The 17,999-nt window shown below is 72.0% G+C and carries 11 protein-coding genes and 1 pseudogene; 6 read left to right on the plus strand and 6 right to left on the minus strand.

Annotated elements, in window-relative coordinates:
• Positions 1-7: 7 nt before the first annotated feature.
• The gene (locus ABZX11_RS23495; RefSeq protein ID WP_254896631.1) at positions 8-586 is read right to left on the minus strand and encodes a hypothetical protein; all 579 of its coding nucleotides are present in this window, start codon (positions 584-586) and stop codon (positions 8-10) included.
• 32 nt (positions 587-618) lie between these two features.
• Positions 619-1,053, minus strand: coding sequence for an XRE family transcriptional regulator (locus ABZX11_RS23500; RefSeq protein ID WP_176169747.1), 435 nt, complete (start codon positions 1,051-1,053; stop codon positions 619-621).
• A gap of 717 nt (positions 1,054-1,770) precedes the next feature.
• Between ABZX11_RS23500 and ABZX11_RS23505 the strand changes: the two are divergent.
• Together ABZX11_RS23505 and ABZX11_RS23510 are read left to right on the plus strand one after the other, a co-directional pair.
• Positions 1,771-1,968, plus strand: a pseudogene (locus ABZX11_RS23505) (cold shock domain-containing protein); the annotation flags it as partial.
• A gap of 30 nt (positions 1,969-1,998) precedes the next feature.
• Positions 1,999-2,718: a cold shock domain-containing protein gene (locus ABZX11_RS23510; protein WP_354916471.1), complete on the plus strand. Its 720-nt coding sequence runs from the start codon at positions 1,999-2,001 to the stop codon at positions 2,716-2,718.
• A gap of 47 nt (positions 2,719-2,765) precedes the next feature.
• Here the strand turns inward: ABZX11_RS23510 and ABZX11_RS23515 are convergent, their stop codons facing one another.
• Positions 2,766-4,478: a discoidin domain-containing protein gene (locus ABZX11_RS23515; RefSeq protein WP_354916254.1), complete on the minus strand. Its 1,713-nt coding sequence runs from the start codon at positions 4,476-4,478 to the stop codon at positions 2,766-2,768.
• A gap of 215 nt (positions 4,479-4,693) precedes the next feature.
• Between ABZX11_RS23515 and ABZX11_RS23520 the strand changes: the two genes are divergently transcribed.
• Complete coding sequence (locus tag ABZX11_RS23520; protein ID WP_176169750.1) at positions 4,694-5,626, plus strand: DUF1996 domain-containing protein; 933 nt, start codon at positions 4,694-4,696, stop codon at positions 5,624-5,626.
• Positions 5,627-5,667: 41 nt separating this feature from the next.
• Positions 5,668-6,162: a DUF305 domain-containing protein gene (locus ABZX11_RS23525; protein WP_354916474.1), complete on the plus strand. Its 495-nt coding sequence runs from the start codon at positions 5,668-5,670 to the stop codon at positions 6,160-6,162.
• Between the two features lie 62 nt (positions 6,163-6,224).
• Here the strand turns inward: ABZX11_RS23525 and ABZX11_RS23530 are convergent, their stop codons facing one another.
• Together ABZX11_RS23530 and ABZX11_RS23535 are read right to left on the minus strand one after the other, a co-directional pair.
• On the minus strand, positions 6,225-9,449 hold the full coding sequence (locus tag ABZX11_RS23530; protein ID WP_354916258.1) for a TIM-barrel domain-containing protein: 3,225 nt from the start codon (positions 9,447-9,449) through the stop codon (positions 6,225-6,227).
• 440 nt (positions 9,450-9,889) lie between these two features.
• On the minus strand, positions 9,890-10,921 hold the full coding sequence (locus ABZX11_RS23535) for a LacI family DNA-binding transcriptional regulator (RefSeq protein ID WP_354916261.1): 1,032 nt from the start codon (positions 10,919-10,921) through the stop codon (positions 9,890-9,892).
• 104 nt (positions 10,922-11,025) lie between these two features.
• On the opposite strand from ABZX11_RS23535, the gene ABZX11_RS23540 reads away from it, so the two are divergent.
• Positions 11,026-11,361, plus strand: a complete 336-nt coding sequence (locus ABZX11_RS23540) for a hypothetical protein (RefSeq protein WP_354916264.1) — start codon at positions 11,026-11,028, stop codon at positions 11,359-11,361.
• A 12-nt stretch (positions 11,362-11,373) separates the two neighbouring features.
• Positions 11,374-16,656 carry a hypothetical protein gene (locus ABZX11_RS23545; protein WP_354916267.1) on the plus strand — a complete coding sequence of 1,761 codons (5,283 nt, stop codon included), beginning with the start codon at positions 11,374-11,376 and terminating at the stop codon, positions 16,654-16,656.
• Here the strand turns inward: ABZX11_RS23545 and ABZX11_RS23550 are convergent.
• Positions 16,599-17,996, minus strand: a complete 1,398-nt coding sequence (locus ABZX11_RS23550) for a rhamnulokinase family protein (RefSeq protein WP_354916477.1) — start codon at positions 17,994-17,996, stop codon at positions 16,599-16,601. The two genes, ABZX11_RS23545 and ABZX11_RS23550, sit on opposite strands and share 58 nt — an antisense overlap.
• Positions 17,997-17,999: the final 3 nt, after the last annotated feature.

The following is a 17,999-nucleotide window of genomic DNA, read 5'->3' on the forward strand; positions in this document are numbered from 1 at the left end:
GAGGCGACTATCCCAGGAGTGCCGCCAGCCGCCTAGCCTGGTCCGCCGCTCGGCCGGACGCACCCGGCTGAACGGCGGGTGGCTCGCTCGTCGCGGCGCTCATCAGCAACACGGCGATCAGCTCGGCCTCGTACTCGTCGGTCCCGGTCGTGACGCGGGTGAGCAGGTGCGACAACGCCCGCGGCGCGAGGTCCGGCGCGAGCTCGGCGGCCTCGGCCTCCGACATCAGGCACGTCCCGGTGTGCGCGCACAGCATGTGGGCCAGCTCGTGGGCGATGATGTGGTCCTGGTGCAGCGCCGACGTGTGCTCGGTGTAGGCGATCAGGTCGTAGTCCGGCCGGGCCTGCCACGCGCCGGACGGCTGACCGGGCCGGTACGCGATCGGGACGAGGTCGATCTCACGGCCGCGCCACGCTTCGAGGCCGTCGACCCAGGCGTTCATCGACCACGGCCGCGGCAACGGGACGGCGGCGAGCACCGTCCGCACGCGCTCGCGCGCCCGGTCTCGGAGGGCGGGCAGGCCGGGCTCGTCGATGGGTCCTCCCAGGTCACCGGGCGCCAGCCGGGTGCACCGGGGCGCGAACACGGACGAGGTCATCGTAGCGGAGCCGCCCGCCGTCACTCGGGCTTCCGCCGCCGTCCGGTGCGCTGCCGGGTTTCGTCGTAGCTGCTGAGCTGGTCCAGCAGGGCCGTGACGGTTTCGCGATCACGCGGCGAGAGCCGCATGGCTCGCTGCGCCAGGTTCCGCGCCTCGCTGTCCCGCCAGGCGAGGACGTCCTCGACCTGCTGATCGACCTGGCCGGCGACCTCGTCGTCGAAGAAGTACGTCACCGGCACGCCGAAGAACTGGGCGAGCGCCTGGATGTGCGAGCGCTTCGGGTCCTTGCGCGCGCCGACGGCGAGCTGCTGGACGTGCGTGGCCGACATCGTGACGCCGGTCTGCTCGGCGACGCCGTGCGCGATCTCCCGGTAGGAGTACGGCTTGCGGTCCGGCGGGTGCACGGTCGCGATCAGGTGCGCCAGCCGTTCGGCGAAACTGCGCTCTTCGCTCACCACACACCACCTGCAGACATGAAACGTGACACCGGACAGCGTAGCTGTTCCGAAAACTTGACACACCCTGTGCCGGAAAGACTACGATACTCCCAACCGGTGTTTCGGAAACTTGACACCGGCCCGGGGTGGCGCAGCGACCCGCGGGTTGTCTCACGTGGCCGCTGGGGGTGGCCACGCGCCCGACCCGCCCGCCGCGCCGCCCCTTCTTCGTCCGCCGTTCGAGCTGCTCGTGGCCCGGGTCGGCACGCCCGGCTCGACCGACACTGCGGCACCCGGCGAAACGATCCGCCCGCCGCCGGAGGGTTCCGGTGCGCGAGGTTCCGCCCGGGAGGCGGGGCCGGGCGACGAAGAGCAGTTCGCGCATCCGGCGGGCGGAGCGGCGACCAGCCGGTGCGGTCGTCCGCCTGGCGAGCCCGCCCACCTCGACCTCCGGGGCGGCGGCCTCGCCGCCGCCGAAGAGCGCGTGGCCCCACCGGCACGCCGGGACCACTCCGGTAGTCGCTCGCGGCTGCGACCCCGGCACGCCACGCCGCTCATGGCCCCGCGTTCGTGCCCGGTCTCGAACCAAGACCTGGTCTCGAAACTCGGCGTGTCGCCAGGTGAACCCCCGGCCCGCCCTGGCTCCGCACCGCCGCCGGTGGGCCCGGCCGACGGACCGCGAGGTCGGTCAGAGAGACTGGGGCCCGTGCCCGCCCTCTCGACCTGGAGCTTTTGATGCCGCAAGGAACCGTCCGCTGGTTCGACGCCGAACGGGGTTTCGGCTTCCTCGCGCCCGAGGACGGCTCGCCGGACGTGTTCGTGCACGCCTCCGAGATCGTCGGGGACGGCGGCGGGAAAGTGCTCCGCGAGGGACAGGCCGTCGTGTTCGAGGTCGGCGAGAACGACCGCGGGCCCCAGGCGCTGCGCGTTCGCGTGACCGCCGATGCGGCCACCGGCAGCGCCGTGGGCCTGCTCGGCACCATCAACTGGTACGAGCCGGGCAAGGGGTACGGCTTCGCGTCGCCGGACGGCGGCGGCGCCGACATCTTCGTGCACAGCTCCGCCATCGTGACCGGCGGCGTGGTCACCGAGGGGCAGCGGGTGGCCTTCCTGATCGTCGAAGGCGAGCGCGGCCCGCAGGCCGGGCACGTGATCCCGCTGGGACCAGGGGCCGGCTCACCCGCTGCGGCCGGTGTCGCGGACGGCGCCGACGGCACGGTGGCCTGGTACGACGAGGACAAGGGCTTCGGCTTCATCAACCCCGACTCCGGCGCCGGGGACGTCTTCGTGCACGCCCGGGCCCTGGCCGAAGGGCTGACGTGGCTCGCGGAGGGCGACCGCGTCGCCTACGAGGTGGCCAGTGGGGACAAGGGCCCGCAGGCCCGCGACGTGCACCTGGTCCGGGGCGCCGAGCCCCCGACGGCGCCGCACCGGTCGGCACCTGCCGCGGCCGCGGGGCCGGCGGCGCGGCACGTGCCCGTACGAGGCGGCGAGGGCGTCGTCGCGCGCTACGACGCCGACCGCGGCTTCGGCTTCATCACCCCGGACGCAGGCGGCGACGATCTCTTCGCCCACGCGTCCGTGATCATGGGGTCGGAGCCGCTGCAGAAGGGTGACCGGGTCCGGTACGCGGTGCGGCAGAGCGACCGGGGCCCGCAGGCCGACCGCGTCGAACGCCTCTGACGAGGCGGCCCCACCGGTCTTCGACCCGCCGCTGCTCCGGCTCGGGGTCAGAGCACCCGCAGTGAACGCGTCTCGATGCCGACGTTGCCGTGGCCGTCCCGGGCGTACAGGTACAGCTTCCAGACGCCCGGCTGCTGCGGCGCGGTGACGGTGAACGTGCCGTTCCCGGTGAACTGGGCCGGGATCAGCCCCGAGGCGTTGTTGAGGTACTTGCTGTTGTAGCCCATGGTGTAGGTGACCGGGTCACCGTCCGGATCGGACACCCCGGCGGTCACCGTGAAGGTGCCGCCCGCCGGGACGCCGGTGGCCCGGCTGAGGTCCATCGAGGCGATCACCGGCGGGGTGTTGCCGCCCGTCTGTCCACTGTAGAGCCGTCGGACGGCGTACCAGGACAGCCGCTTCTCGTTGCCCGTGGTGATGTTGAACCAGACGCCGCCGAAGTCGCCCTCGGTGCCGTAGTGGAACAGCGTGGCGCCGAGGGCCACGCCGGGGTGGGCCAGCACGCAGTTCCAGGCGTTGGCGTAGCCGTCGCGTTTCTGCTGGTCGGTCGGTTCCGCGGGGACACCGTTGCCGTCGTTGGGCACCTCCCACTCACCGGCCGGGCCGGTTTCGGTGATGACGTACGGCTTCGTGTAGCCACCCGCGAGCCAGTCCTGCTTCACCTGGCAGACGTGGGCGTAGGAGTTCACCGCGTAGAGGTCGAGGTTCGGCGCGTACGCCCGGTAGTACGGCCACGCGCCGGTCCAGGCGTCGGTCGAGGTGACCGGGTGGTTCGGGTCGATGGCGTGGATCGCCTGCGCCGCCTGGTCGACGAACCGGGCGTAGGCGATCCGCTCCTGCTCCAGCTGGGTGCCGGAGTAGCAGTTCTGCATCCCGAGGATGGACTCGTTGCCGACGTTCCACAGCAGCACCCCGCGGTGCGCCCGGTACGCGGTGACCCACTTCCGGATCTCGGCGAGCATCGAATCCTGGTAGTTCGTGTCCGTGGTGTAGTCGACGCAGCCACCGCTGCCCGGGCCGCCGCCGGGCTGCAGCCAGAACCCGCTGATGACCTTGATCCCGTTGGCCGCGGCCGCGTCGAGCAGGGGCAGCGTCGTGCCGTCGGTGCCCCAGGTGCGCACGGTGTTGACGCCGATCGCGTGCAGTTCCGGCATCCGCGCGGCCGCTTCGCCGGTCGGCGGCCCCCAGGTGAGGCCCTTGACGGTCCACGGCGTCCCGTCGACCGTGAGCTGCCAGTTCCCCTGCGTGCCGGTCACCCGCGTGGTGCCCGGGCCGTCCTGCGTCCAGGCCCCGCCGACCTGGAACTCCCACAGCGAATACCCGTAACCGCCGACGCGGTGGGTGCCGTGGAGGCGGACGTACCGGCCGTGCCCGGTGACCGTGAGGTTCTGCGTCCCGCCGGTCGCGGTCGTGGTGCTGTAGGCGGTCCGCCACGTGGTCGCGTCGTCGGAAACCCGGATTTCGTACGCGGTCGCGTAGGCGGCCTCCCAGTTCAGCGTGACCTGGCTGATTTCGGCCGGCGCGCCGAGGTCGACCTGCAGCCACTGGGGGTCGCTCCAGGCGCTCGCCCAGCGGGTGCCGGGGTCGCCGTCCACAGCCGCCGACGCCGGTGTCCCGGCCCCCTCGCTGCTCGACGCGGTCGCGGGCTTGCCCTGCGAAAGCAGGGTCGCGGCGTGCGCCGGCGACGGGACGGCGAGCAGGCCCAGCACCAGCAGGGCCACCAGCGCCCGGACGGCACGGACGAACGACGGTCGGTCCACGATGACTCCCGTACGGCAGGGGAACGGCGCTTGGAGAGCGCTCTCCGGCGCGACCGATGGTTCGCCGCGCACCCCGCCGCTGTCAAGGCTCCGCCGCCAACCCGACAACGACTGTCCGGTGGCGGAAGCGGGTCCTTCTTGACAGGTTCACGCCCAGCTGCGCATGCTGTGGGAGAGCGCTCTCCCATTCCAGGCACCCTCACCGTGGAGGACCCTTGGCAACGAAAGCCGCGCTCCTCGCCTGCACCGCCGCCACCGTGCTGGCAGGCGCCTTCCTGACCGCGGCCACTTGGTCGCCCGCCGGGGCCGACGACCTGGTGACCCACCACGAGTTCCAGGTCAACTGCTCCCCGAGCCACCACCAGCCGGACGACCCGATCGTCTACCCCGGGCTGCCCGGCGCGTCCCACGACCACACGTTCCTCGGCAACAAGACCACCAACGCGGCCACCACCCTGCAGTCGCTGCAGAACGCCGGCGTCGGCAACACGACCTGCCTGGCCCCGGACGACCTGTCCGCGTACTGGTTCCCGACGGTGTACAACGGGAACCAGGTGGTGCTGCCGAACTTCGCGCAGGTCGTCTACTACAAGTCCGGCATCCTCGACTACACGAAGGTGGTGCCGTTCCCGCCCGGCCTGCGGTACGTCGCCGGGAGCGTCACGGCGACGCAGGACGAGTTCCAGCACGCCCCCGGCGCCATCGAGGGCTGGGAGTGCGGTGACAGCTTCCACAACTGGGACATCCCGGTGCGGTGCGTCGACGGCAGCCAGCTCAACATCCGCTACCAGGCGCCGAGCTGCTGGGACGGCGTCCACCTCGATTCGGCCGACCACAAGAGCCACCTGGCCTACCCGGACCGGGCGACGCTGGTCTGCCCGGCCGACCACCCGGTGGCCGTGCCGATGCTGGAGTTCAAGATGGCGTTCCCGGTCAGCGGCGACATGTCCGGCGTGCACCTGGCCAGCGGACGCGGGTACTCGTGGCACTACGACTTCTTCAACGCGTGGGACCCCGAGACGCTGGCGGCGCTGGTGAAGCACTGCATCAACGGCGGCCTGCAGTGCGACCCGCGCGGGTTCGACCTGTACAAGCCCGACCGCGGCACCGTGCTCGGGCCGAACTACCGGCTGCCCGGACGGCCGTGAGGCTGCGTGTCCTGGGGTCGGCGGTGGTGGTGGCAGTGACCATGGGCGGATGCGCCACCACCACCGCCGGCCCCGCCGTCCCCGGGCCCGCCGCCCCCGCGGCCGTCAACCCGACCGACGTGGCCTGGCTGCAGCTGGTGGTGCCGATGACGGAGAACGCACTGGCCGCCGCCCGGCTGGCCCCGGAGCACGCCGAGAGCCCGCAGGTCCGCTCGGCGGCCGAAGCCTGCACGGGGCCGCTGGAGCAGCTGCTGGGCCGCCTGCGAGCCGTCCGCGACCGGGCCGGGCTGCCGGCCGCCGATGTCCACAGTGGACACCGGATGCCGGGCATGGTCACCGCGGCCGACCTGGTGGCCCTGCGGAGCGAACGGGGTGCCGGGTTCGACCGGCGGCTGGTCGCGTTGCTGCGGGCGCACGCCGCCCAGCTCGTCGTGCTCGCCGGCGGCGAGCAGGCGAACGGTGCGGACGCGGAGACCCGCGAGCTGGCCCGGCTGGCCGGCGCCGAGGGCGCACGGGAAACCGAGCTGCTCGGGTGAAAGCCGCCGGGGCCACGGCGATCCGTGGCCCCGGCGGCATTTCCGGCTCCGCCCACCGGGGGTCAATACGTGACGGTCACCGGAGCTCGTCCCGGCCGGGCCGGTGCGGTCACCGTCAGCGTCTTCGTCGCCGCATCCCACTTCCACGCCGACGACGGCGCCCAGCCGTTGCCCACCTTCACCCGGCTCGGCGCCGCCGCGACGCCGAGGAACTTCACGGTCCACTCGCGCGGTGCCACCCGGTAGGAGCCCTGCGCGGGCGCGACCGTGACCGTGTGGGCCCCGGCGCGTTCGCTGTAGGTGATCTTCGTCGACGCCGACCGCGACGACGAAACGCCGTCGTCCTCGTACAGCGAGAACGTCCCCGCCCCGCCCGGCGCCACCGTGACCGTCGCCCGGTTCAGCGGGTTCTGCACGTCGTTGGTGACATCGGCCGTGCGGGTGACGGCGATGCCGCCCGCGCGCAGGAACGCCGGCATGGTCCCCAGGTCGGACGTCACCTGCTGGGTCGTCCCGCCCGCGTACGTCTTGCCGGTGAAGTAGTCCGTCCACTGCCCCGGCGGGAACCACACCGACGTCGTCGCCGACGTGCCCGGGGACGTCACCGGCGCCACCAGCATGTCCGGCCCGTAGAAGTACTCGCTCTGGGCGGCCGCGTACGCGGCAGGCTCGTCCGGGTACTCCAGGTACGTCGGCCGGACCACCGGCACGCCGGTCGTTGCGGCTTCCTGGGCCAGGGTGTAGGTGTAGGGCACCAGGTTCTCGCGCAGGTTCAGGAACTTCGTCGCCGACGCCTTCGCCGCGTCGCCGTACTGCCAGGGCAGCCGGTCGCTGTGGTTGCTGTGCAGGCGGTCGATCGGCTGGAACGTGCCGAGCTGGACCCAGCGCGCGTACAGGTCGTCCGGCAGCTTGACCGTCTGGCGCTGCTGGCCGCCCGAGGTGTAGGTCTCGCTGCCGCGCAGGCCCGTGGTGTCGTTGTGGCCGCCGATGTCGTGGCTGATCGCCGACATGCCGGTCGCGGCCGACTCCGCCGGGGTGATGCCGACCTCCAGCCGCAGCGTTCCCCACGTGGAGGACGTGTCGCCGGTGAAGTGCAGCGTGCTGCGCTTGTCGGCCCACGGCCCCGTCGCCAGCCCGGTCGGGCCGCCGTAGCCGCCCGCCTGCAGCGAGCCGTACGCCCGCGAGATGACGAACCCGCGGCCGGTCGCGGGGGCCGCGAGGTCGGCGTACTGCTGGTTGATCCACGCGTCGGGCGTCACGCCGGGCAGGCTCGACCGCGAGGCGTCACAGCACCAGTCGAGCCACCAGAAGTCGTTGCCCTGCTGCATCATCCCGGCGTGCAGGTCGAGGTAGGCCTTCAGCTGGTCCGGGTCGCCCCAGTCGAAGACGTAGCAGTCGCTGCCGCAGCCGGACTTGGCCAGCTTGCCCTTCGCCGTCGCCTGCGCGCGGGCGAACTGCGGGTCCGAACCCATGATGCTGGGGTGGATGTTGAGGTTGTTGTGCAGGCCCTGGGCCTTCGACCAGGCGAAGAAGCCGGCCGGGTCGGGGAACTTGGCCGTGTCGAACTGCCAGCCGTTCCAGGTGTCCGGTGCCTTGAAGTCGGTGTCGGTCACCAGGACGTCCAGCGGGACGCCCTCGCTGCGGAACCGGGGCAGGATGGTGTCGCGGTAGTCGGCCGCGGTGCGGTCGATGTACTCGGAGTACCAGACGCCGTAGGCCCAGCGCGGCAGCAGCTGCGGCGGCCCGGTCAGCGTCGCGAGGTCGCGCAGCCCGGCCTTGTAGTCGTGGCCGAACGCGAACAGGTAGCCGTCCTGGTAGGGGCTGCCGCCGTGGGACGGCCGCTGCGTCACCGCGCGGGTGCGCGTGTCGTACAGCGCGGAAGGTGTGTCGTCGAGCAGGTACCAGCCGTCGGAGTGGAGCAGCCCTTCGGTGGTCGACGGCGCGCCGTTGTCGCCGTTGACGCCGTCGAGGCCGCGCCGGTAGCCGCCGAGCGCGAGGTGCGGTGGCGGCGCCGTGGCGCCGGCCGGGGTGACGGCGACGGTGTCGAGGTTGACGTGGCAGCTGGTGTCCTCGGGGCAGCCGAGGACGACGTCGTTCGCGCCCGCCTTCAGGTCCACCGGCACGGACGCGCTCGCCCACGCGTCCCAGCCGTCGGTGACCGGCAGGCTCAGCGTGCGGGTGACGCCGTTCGCGGTGACGGCGGCGGTGCGCGTTTCGTGGCGGCCGTCGCCGCCGGTCCCGTTGGCGTAGCGGACGTGCAGCAGGTAGGAGCCGTCGGCCGGGACGTCCGAGACGCGGTGGGTCAGCGTCGAGCCGCGGTTGAGCTCGGCGACGAACCCGCGTCCGGCGTACCCGGTGTGGTCGGTCGCCACGACCGCGGAGCCCGACCGCAGCCCGGCCTCGGCTTCGCAGCTCACGCCGGCCGGGCAGCCGGTGATCGCCCGCGCCGAGGCCGGCGGGAAGGCGGCACCGGCGGTCAGGACGGCCAGGCCGTCGAGGTTGATGTTCCCGGAATCGGCGGCGGTCCGTTCGAGGCGGACGCTGTGATGGCCCGCGCCGAGGGTGAGCGCGACGGAGGCCGGGCCCCAGGTGTTCCAGTCGGCCGTCACGGGCAGGGTGAGCTTCTGCGCCGCGCCGCCGTCGACGCTCACGCTGAGGGTGCGGGTGACGTGCTGGCCGTCGCCGCCCTGGCCGTTGGCGTAGCGGGCGGTCAGCGAGTAGGTGCCCGCGGTGGGTGTGGAGACGTCCGCGGTCACCGAGGTGCCGGTGCTCTCGAACCCGGCGAGGAAGCCTTCGCCGGTGTAGCCCGAGTGGTCGGTGGCGACGCCGACGCCGTCGGCGGTGAGGTCTTCGGCCTCGCAGCGGGCGCCTGCCGTGCAGGTCAGGTGGTGCCAGGGGGCCGCGAGCACCGGGGTCGCGCCCGCGGTGGTGCGGATCTCGAGGTTGCCGCCGTCGAACGGGCCGGAGTTCAGCCGGTAGGTCAGCGTCGTCGCGCTGGTCTTGATCGTGAGGACGCCACCGGAGACCGTGCTGGTGTACGACGTCGGAGTGAAGGAGCCGCGGCCGACGGCGTTGTAGGTGGCGGCGTCGGTGAAGCGGCCGTCGCCGGCGTATTCGGTGCGGATCAGGGTCGGCGACAGCACCTGGAAGCGCGCGTTGCCTGCGGTGACGGTCTGCCGCGCCGGCCCGGCGACGGCGGGCGTCGCGACGCTCACCGCGGCGACGGCACTCCCGGCGACGGCGAGCGCGCAGGCCCGCCGGATGGTTCTCGCTGTTCTGGTCCGCACGGCGGAAACTCCGTTCCGGTGAAGGGGACGCGGGGTGTTACAACGGGGACGCGTCGGCGTTACAACGTTGGAAAGCTGAGCACAGCGCCTCGGCCGATGTCCAGACCACTGAGTGGAACTTGTCCCGGACAGATCAGCGGCCGGTCACCCCGTCGAGCTGCTCCCGCAGGATGTCGGCGTGCCCCGCGTGCCGGGCGGTCCGGACCCCCGGCGACCCGGATCGCCGCGTCAAAGCCGACCGGGACTTCGGCCGCGGTGCGGCCCGCGGGGACCGCCATCCCGACATCGCCGGGTCCGGTCCGCCCGCGATGTGGTGGTCGAACCGACCTGCTCGGCCGGCGTCAGGTGATGGACCAGCCCGGGCAGCGTGGTGCCCGAGCCGATCAGCACCCGGCGCAGCTGCTCGTCGGCGAGCCCGTCGGTCTTCCTCGGGCGTCCTCTCAGGCCGAGTCGCGGACCACGAGCTCCGGCTCGAAGATCACCGACTCCGCGCGCAGGCCCGGGTCGGCCATCCGGTCCAGGACCATCCGGGCCATCGCCGCGCCCATCTCCTCGACCGGCTGGCGGATCGTGGTGAGCCGCGGGCGGCAGCTGAGCGCGATGCGGCTGTCGTCGAAGCCGACGACCGCCACGTCGTCCGGGACGCGCTTGCCCGCTTCGCGCAACACCGTCAGCGCGCCGTACGCCATCAGGTCGTTGGCCACGAAGAGCCCGTCCAGGGCGGGCTCCTCGGCGAGCAGGAGCTCCATCGCGCGCTCGCCGCCGTGCTCGGTGAAGTCGCCCTCGGCGACGGCGACGTAGGCGTGGCCGCGGCGGGCCATCGCGTCGCGGAAGCCGGCCAGCCGGTCCTGCCCCGCCGGGGTGCCCGCGGGTCCGGCGATCGTGGCGACGCGCTGGCAGCCCCGCGCGACGAGCCGCTCCGCCGCGAGCCGGGCGCCGTCCTGGTGGGCGACGTCGACGTAGCAGACCGGCGCCGGACGGCCCGGCCGCGCGAACAACGCCGTGGGGATGCCCGCGCCGGTCAGCGCGTGCGGGAGCGGGTCCTCGGCCGGGTGCAGCGAGATCAGCAGCACCCCGCTGACCTGCTCCTGCCGCAGCTTCGACACCAGCTTGGCCCGCTCTTCGTCGCTGTCGACGAGCATCAGCAGCGGGTGCAGCCCGTGCGGGCGCAGGTGCGCGACCACGCCTTCGACGACCCGGCCGAAGAACGGGTCGCCGAACACGCCACCGGTGAACGCCTCGACGTGCCGCTCCGGTTCGGACACGACCAGCGCGACCCCGCCGGTCCGCCGGGTGACCAGCGACCGCGCCGCCCGGTTCGGCACGTACCCGGTGTCGGCGATGGCCCGTTCGACGGTCTCCCGCAGCTTCGGATCGACGTTGCGCACGCTGTTCACCACACGGGACACGGTGGCGCGCGAAACACCGGCGACCCGCGCGACGTCCTCCAGTGTGGGCGGCTGCGTCGTCACCTGTCCTTTCTACCAGCTGTGAGAGCGCTCTCCCACCGCTGCGGGAAATGTCGTGCCCGGCTGGCCGTAGCTGCGGCACGACGTGCGCGGCTAGCTTGGCACGTATGCCCGAACCGATCCTGATCTCCATCGCGGCCGCACTGGCCGCGAAGGGTGCGACCGGTCTGTACGACCTGGTCAAACGCAAGTTCGCAAAGGACCTCGCGGCGGTTGCGCTCCTGGAGGCGGCCACGGAGGCACCGGAGGAGTCCCGCCCGATCACGGCGCTCGCCGAGCGGTTGGCGGAAGCCGAGGTGGAGGATGGCGAGTTCGCCGAAGCGCTGCGGACGGAGTGGCAGAAGGTGTCGTACAGCCACGGGAGCGTGCACAACCAGGTGACAGGCACTGTCACGGGCAAAGTCGTGCAGGGGCGCGACATCCACGGCAACATCAACCTCTGAACCGGAGGAGCCGTGGAGCAGGATCGGCAGCCGGCGACGCGCAACCGGATCGACGGCCCCGTCACCACCGCGCTGCAGATCGGCACGGTACACGGTGGGGTCTACGTCAATGCGGGCACTCCGGCGCCGGAACCCGTGGCCGATCCGCCGCAGGGGTGGGACGACCTGCCGGAGCTGCCGCCGGCGATCGAGGCGCTCCTGCGAGCCCAGGTGCGGACCGCCGAGGATCTGCCATACCGGCTACACGGCGCTCGGCAGCCGTCGCTCGAGGCGGTCTACGTGCGCCAGGAGGTGAGCAGCGGCACGGAAACACAGCCGCCCGAACCGACGCGCCCGCTCCCGATGCTGGACAGCCAGGGCAGGCAGATCGACGTGCCTGCCCGTCCGTTGACGCGGGTGGTGGTGCGCCCGCCGTCCCGCACGGTGCAAGCAGCCCTCGACGAAGACGATCACCTCCTGGTGACCGGCGGGCCCGGCCAGGGGAAGTCGACGCTTTCGCTGCGGCTGGCCGCAGACATCGCCGCTCGCTGGTCCGGCGGTGACAGCGCCCCTCCCCTCGCCGAACCGGTGGTGCCGTTGCGGCTGCCCGCACGGGAACTCGCCACACGGCTCGACATGGCGTTCGTCCAGGGCCTGGCGCAATGCGTCCTGGCCGAGTACGGCGCACTGCTCATGTTCCCGTTCGACGCCGGGACGCTGGCCGGCCGGATGGCGGGCTGCCGGTGGCTGCTGCTCGTGGACGGGCTGGACGAAGTCGCCGACCTCGATCTGCGTGATCGACTGGTCAAAGTACTGGCCGCTCGGGCTTCCGACGAGGCTTCGGCGCACTTCCGGATCGTCTTGACCACCCGGCCGATCGCCGGCGCCGCGCTGGTGCCGTTCCACAGAGCCGGTGCGGCGCGCTACGAACTCCTGCCCTTCGACGAGGAGGCCCTGTGCCGCTTCGCCGCCAACTGGTTCGTCGAAGACGACGCCGCCGGACGGTTTGTCCGCCAGGTGCACGACGCGAACCTCGACGAACTGGTCCGTGTTCCCCTGCTGGCCACGATCGCCGCGATCATGTTCGAGCAGGACGACGACCGGCCGCTTCCGGACAACCGGTTCGAGCTTTACGAGGCCTACCTGGCGTACCTCCACTCCGCCCGGTCGATCGGACCCGCACCGTGGGACGATCACCGCGAAAGCCTCTTCGAACACCTGGGCCGGGTGCGTCTCGAAGAAGACACCTCCCTCCTGGCGGCCGCCTGCGACTGGGCAGCGGGCCATGTGGCACACGCCTGCGGCAGCACGAACTGGCGCGACGAGCTGACGACGTACCTCACCACCGTCGGGCCGTTCGTTTCCCGGGGTGGGGACGTGGGGTTCCTCCACCACAGTTTCGCCGAGCACCTCGCGGCGACCGCGCACGCACGCCTGCTGCCCTACCGGTTCGACCCGGAGGCCGGACAGTTCGTCCGGCTCTTGCACAGCGCACGCCCGGGCGAACGCGGCCGTCATGCCCGGTTCGTCCTGCTGCACTACACGCGCCTGCACCTCGGCGAGACCGACCGCTTGATCGGGTACCTGCACGCGGGCACCGCGACCATGCAGGTTCTCGGCGCGCAGCTCCTCGCCTGGCACGCGCCGGCGAGCACCGACGTCACCGACGCCTTCCTGACTACGGCCAGGGCCTGGGCGATGAGCACCCAATACCCGGCCCAGGCGATTCTCGCCCAGGTGAGCCGGGCCGCGCACCATCCGGGCCTGGCGGAGTGGCTGTGTCACCTCATGCGAGACGAAACGGCACCGTGGGAATCACGGATCGAGGCAGGCCGGGCCCTGGCCGTACGGTTGTACGGCCCGGATCGCCAGGACGGGGTGACCATGCTGCGGTCGCTCGTGGCCGACGAGGCGATCTCGGTCGAGTTCCGGTTCGAAGCAGCAAAAGCGCTGGCCGACTGCGGAGCGAGCGAACGCGCTGCGGCCGTGGCCGGGCTGCTCTCGGTGTTGACGGACCCCACCGCAACCGCGTTCCAGTGCCGCAACGCCGCGATCGTCCTCGCCGGTCTGGGCTCGAAACCCCGGTCCAAGGCGGTCGACACCCTACTCGGGCTTCTCGACAACCCGATGTCGACGCAGGACGACCAAGTCCAGGCCGCCATGGGCCTCCTCGAAGTCAGCGCGGGACACGAACACCGCTGCACCGAACTCTTCCGCGCCGTTCTGAGCAGGCGGAACGGCTCTGTCGCCGCCATGCGCAACGCGGCTTTGGGCTTGGCGTCACTGGGGGCCCAAAACCTTGCGGAGGCGGCCGCAGCGCTCAAATCCCGGCTGGCCGACCGACGAAAGAGCCACCTTCACGTGACTGTGGCCCGTGTGCTCGCCGAACTGGGCCCCGAGCACCGGCTCGAGGCGGGTGAGCTGCTCTTCGCGGCGGCTTCCAACCGACGAACGGGCGCACCCTCCCGAATGATCATCGCCATCTCACTCGCCGAGTTCGGGCCGGAGCTCCGTGAGCGAACACTCGCACTGCTCCACACCATCTCCGCGGACCGGCTCGCCAACACCAACGCCCGGCTCTGGATGGCCCACGCCCTGGTCGACTTGGGCCCGGAACACCACTCGGATGCGGTACGGGAGCTGAACCGGCTGGTGAGAGATCCTCGTGCCTCGGGCTACGACCGGATGACGGCCTGGAGCAAGCTCGCCGACCTCGGCGAGCCGCACCGGACGGCGGCCGTGCGCGCCTTGCTCCGGAATCTGGCGAATCGGGACGCCGACCCGGAGGTGCGGGTCCACACCGGCCGGGAGCTGATCCGCCTCGGCCCGGAGTTCCACGCCGAGGCAGCCCGGCACGTGCTCGAGATCGCCTCCGGCCGTACCGCCGATCCCGAGCTTCGCGTGTCGGCTTGGCAGGCTCTGAAATTGCTCGGCCCGGAGTTCCACGATCAGGCATCGCGGGCACTTCTCGATCTCGCCGGCCCCAGGGAAGCGAGGGCCTGGGAAGCGCACGCGTCGGAAGGGCGCTTCTTCGATGACACTGATCCCCACGCCACAGCGGCCGCCCTCACGGCGGTCCTGCAGGATTCGGCTCGTGGCGTGCGTCACCGGCTGGCCGCCGCCCGCGGCCTGGTCAACCTTGGCCGGCACCACCACGCCGACGGGGTCGCCGGGTTGCTCGAGCTCCTGGAACGACGCGAAATACCTGCAGCGAAAATCGCTTCGTCGGTCGCCGCCTTCTCCAGCGTGAACGCAGCCCGACGGGCCGAACTGGCCGAGGTGCTCATCTCGGCCGCGCTGACCCGGCAGGCTCCCGCCGAGCTTGTCTGTGCGGTGGCCGAAGCCTTGGCCGAGCTCGACGTGTCCGACCCCCGGCTCGACGAGGCCATGCATGCCTTGTTGTCCGACGAGTCGATCACCGGTCCCCAGCGAGCCGAGGCGGCCATGATTCTCGCCCGGACACAACGATTGGAACTGCCTACTGCCGTCGCCATCGTGCTGCCTCTCTGGCCTGTCCTCGCGCCCGATACCTGGTTCGGATACCGCGAAGAACTCGCCACCCTCGGCGCGGACGTGCCGGAAGACGCGTGGCCGGACCTTTCGGCCGTGGAAGCCAAAATCTGGGTGCAAGAAAAGTGGGACGGCCTGCTGTTCGCAGCTCGTCCTGAACGGGCTGAGGAAGCACTGGCGAAGCTTCGCTCGCAAGCGACGGACGAACATCTCCAGTTCACGTGGCGAACCGACGCAGTCATACGGCTGGCGGAGCTCGACCCGGCCACGGCGGACGAGGCAATCGCCTTTCACCGCAAGGTGCTCGACGACGAGGCCGAACCCGTTTCCCACCGCTGCGAAGCAGCAGATCGGCTGGTGCGGCTCGACGTGACCCAGCACAGCGCCGCAATGGCCGTGCTTCGGCGTTTGGCCGGCCGTTCCGATCTCCGCGACACCGAACGCGAACGGGCGCTGAACGGGCTCAGGTGGGCCGACCTGACATCGGCCGAACTGGTGCCACTGGCGCGGGCCATCGTCTATGCCCCGGCGACGTCGAACACCGTGCGACAGAGAGCGGCCCGGTACCTGCCGGCGGCCGAGTTCCGAGCTGTCTCCCGGGCGACGCTCGCCGACTACACGGCTTCGATCACTAATTGGACGGAGGTGACGGCCGGCTATTGGGACAACTGGGCCGTGGCGAGCGAAGCCGAGGCCGCGCTTCGCGACACGCTGACCGGGCCCGAGACGGACCGGGCCGACCGGGTTGCCGCCGCGGCCGCACTCGGGAAGCTCTCCCCGTGCCTCGTCCCCCAAGCCGTCGCCGTGTTGGCCGAGCTCGGCGGAAGCGGGCGCGTCCGTGTGCAACGGCTCCTGGCCCTCGCAGAGCTCGATCGGACATGGCGGGCGCGCGTGCTCGCGGACGCCCGCGCCGCTCTCGACGGCGAAGACCGGACCTGGCGGCACCGGATCGAGGCCGCCGCCCTCCTCATCCGGCTGGCTCCCGAACCCCTGACGGAGGCCGACCGGGTGAGGCTGGCCCAACTGCTGTCCGACAGCCGCCTCGCTGACCAGGTCCGGATCGAACTGCTCGCCGCGCTCGGGCGGTTCGAAGACATTCGGGCGCTCCGTGACGACGCTCGGGCCCGCGCAGCGACGCGATGGGAGGCGGCTAACCGGATGTGCCACTACCGGCGCGAAGATCGCGAGCGAGGCGCCCGCGTTCTCGCGGCCATCGCGGAAGATCCAGCGTCCCGGCCCGCCCTGCGCTGGCGGGCCGCCGAGGACCTCGCGACCTTCGGAGCGCAAGGTCGGGCGCTCGCCACGGAACGATTGCAAACAATGACGACCGACGGGACATTACCCGTCCTGGTGCGGATCGACGCCGCACGAACGCTCGGGCGTATCCGCCCCGATCTGCGCGACGAACTGGTGAACCTTCTCCACGAACTCCACACGATCGCGAACGTCACGGCCCGGATCCGGATTCTCGAAGCCATCGGACGGCAGGAGCCGTACGAGGCCGCCCTCGCACTGCGCGCCATGGCCGAAGATCCGGCCCTCAGCCCGGTGACCAGGCTGCGCTGCGCCGAATCAATGTCCGCACTTCACCGCGGCTACCGCGAGGCAGCTGCGCTCGTGTGCCGCGAACTGGCACACGACGAGGGCATCCCGTGCTATATCCGGATCCGTGCGGCCCGGGAACTGGCCCTGCTCAGCGCACTCTGCCGTCAGGAAGCTCGCGGACTGCTGACCGAACTCCGGGGCCGTCAACCGCGCAGCCGGGCCTCGGCGGCCGCCCAGTCGCCGGTACCCGATGGGTCGTAACGGAGGATCTGCTGCGTCTCGCGCACCAGCGCCCGCATCGCCGTCAGGTCCGGCAGGTCCTCCCCCAGTGCCCGGGCCTGGACCAGCACGTTGCCCAGCGCCGCCGCCTCCACCGGCCCCGCCAGGACGGGGACTCCGCAGGCGTCCGCCGTCGATTGGCACAGCAGTTCGTTGCGGGCTCCGCCGCCCACCAGGTGGATGACGTCGACCTGGCGGCCGGTGATCCGGGCCGCCTCGTGGATCGTGCGGCGGTGCGCCAAGGCCAGGCTGTCGACGATGCAGCGGACCACCGCCGGCCGGTCGGCCGGCGGACGCTGGCCCGTCGCCCGGCAGGCTGCCTCGATCCGGGACGGCATGTCGCCGGGGGGCAGGAATTCCGGCGCGTCGATGTCGACCACCGCCGCCAGCGGGGGTGCCGCGGCCGCCGCGGCCAGCAGGCCGGGCAGGTCCGGTGCCGACCACGTGCGCAGTGTCTCCGACAGCACCCACAGGCCCATCACGTTGCGCAGGAAGCGGATCGTGCCGTCGACGCCGCCCTCGTTCGTGAAGTTCGCCGCCAGTGCCTCGTCGCTCAGCTCCGGGGCCGCCAGCTCCAGGCCGGCGAGGGACCAGGTGCCCGACGAGATGTAGGCGAAGTTCGTCTCGGGCGACGCGGGCACCGCGACCACCGCCGACGCCGTGTCGTGCGAGCCCACCGCCACCACCGGCAGGCCGGCCAGCTCGTCCGCCGTGCCCACCACCGTGCCCGGGTCGCGCAGCGGCGGCAGCAGCCGGGGCGGGATGCCGACCTGCGAGGCCAGCGAAGTGGCCCAGGTCCGCGCGCGGACGTCGTACAGCTGGGTCGTCGACGCGTTCGTCCGCTCGGCGCCGATCGAGCCGGTGAGCCAGTGGTTCAGCAGGTCGGGGATGAGGAGCACGGTCGACGCCGCCTCGAGCCGGTCGCCTTCGGACACCAGCTGGTAGAGCGTGTTGAACGGCAGCTGCTGCAGTCCCGTGACGTCGTAGAGCGAGCGGGCGGACACGAGACCGGCGACCTTGGCCGGCACGCCGTCGGTCCGGGAATCGCGGTAGTGGACCGGGTTGCCGAGCAGCGCGCCGCGGTCGTCGAGGAGCCCGTAGTCGACCGCCCAGGAGTCGATGCCGACGCCGTCCAGGCGCCCGGCCTCCCGGATCCCGGCCACGCTCTCGCGGTAGAGGCCCAGGATGTCCCAGTACAGCGCCGGCCCCGCGCGGACGCCGCCGTTCGGGAAGCGCCGCACTTCCTCCACCGCCAGCCGCGACGGCCCGACCGTCCCGGCCATCACGCGCCCGCTGGACGCGCCGAGGTCGACGGCCGCCACCCG

It is taken from the genome of Amycolatopsis sp. NPDC004169 (assembly GCF_040610315.1).
Taxonomy (GTDB): Bacteria; Actinomycetota; Actinomycetes; order Mycobacteriales; family Pseudonocardiaceae; genus Amycolatopsis.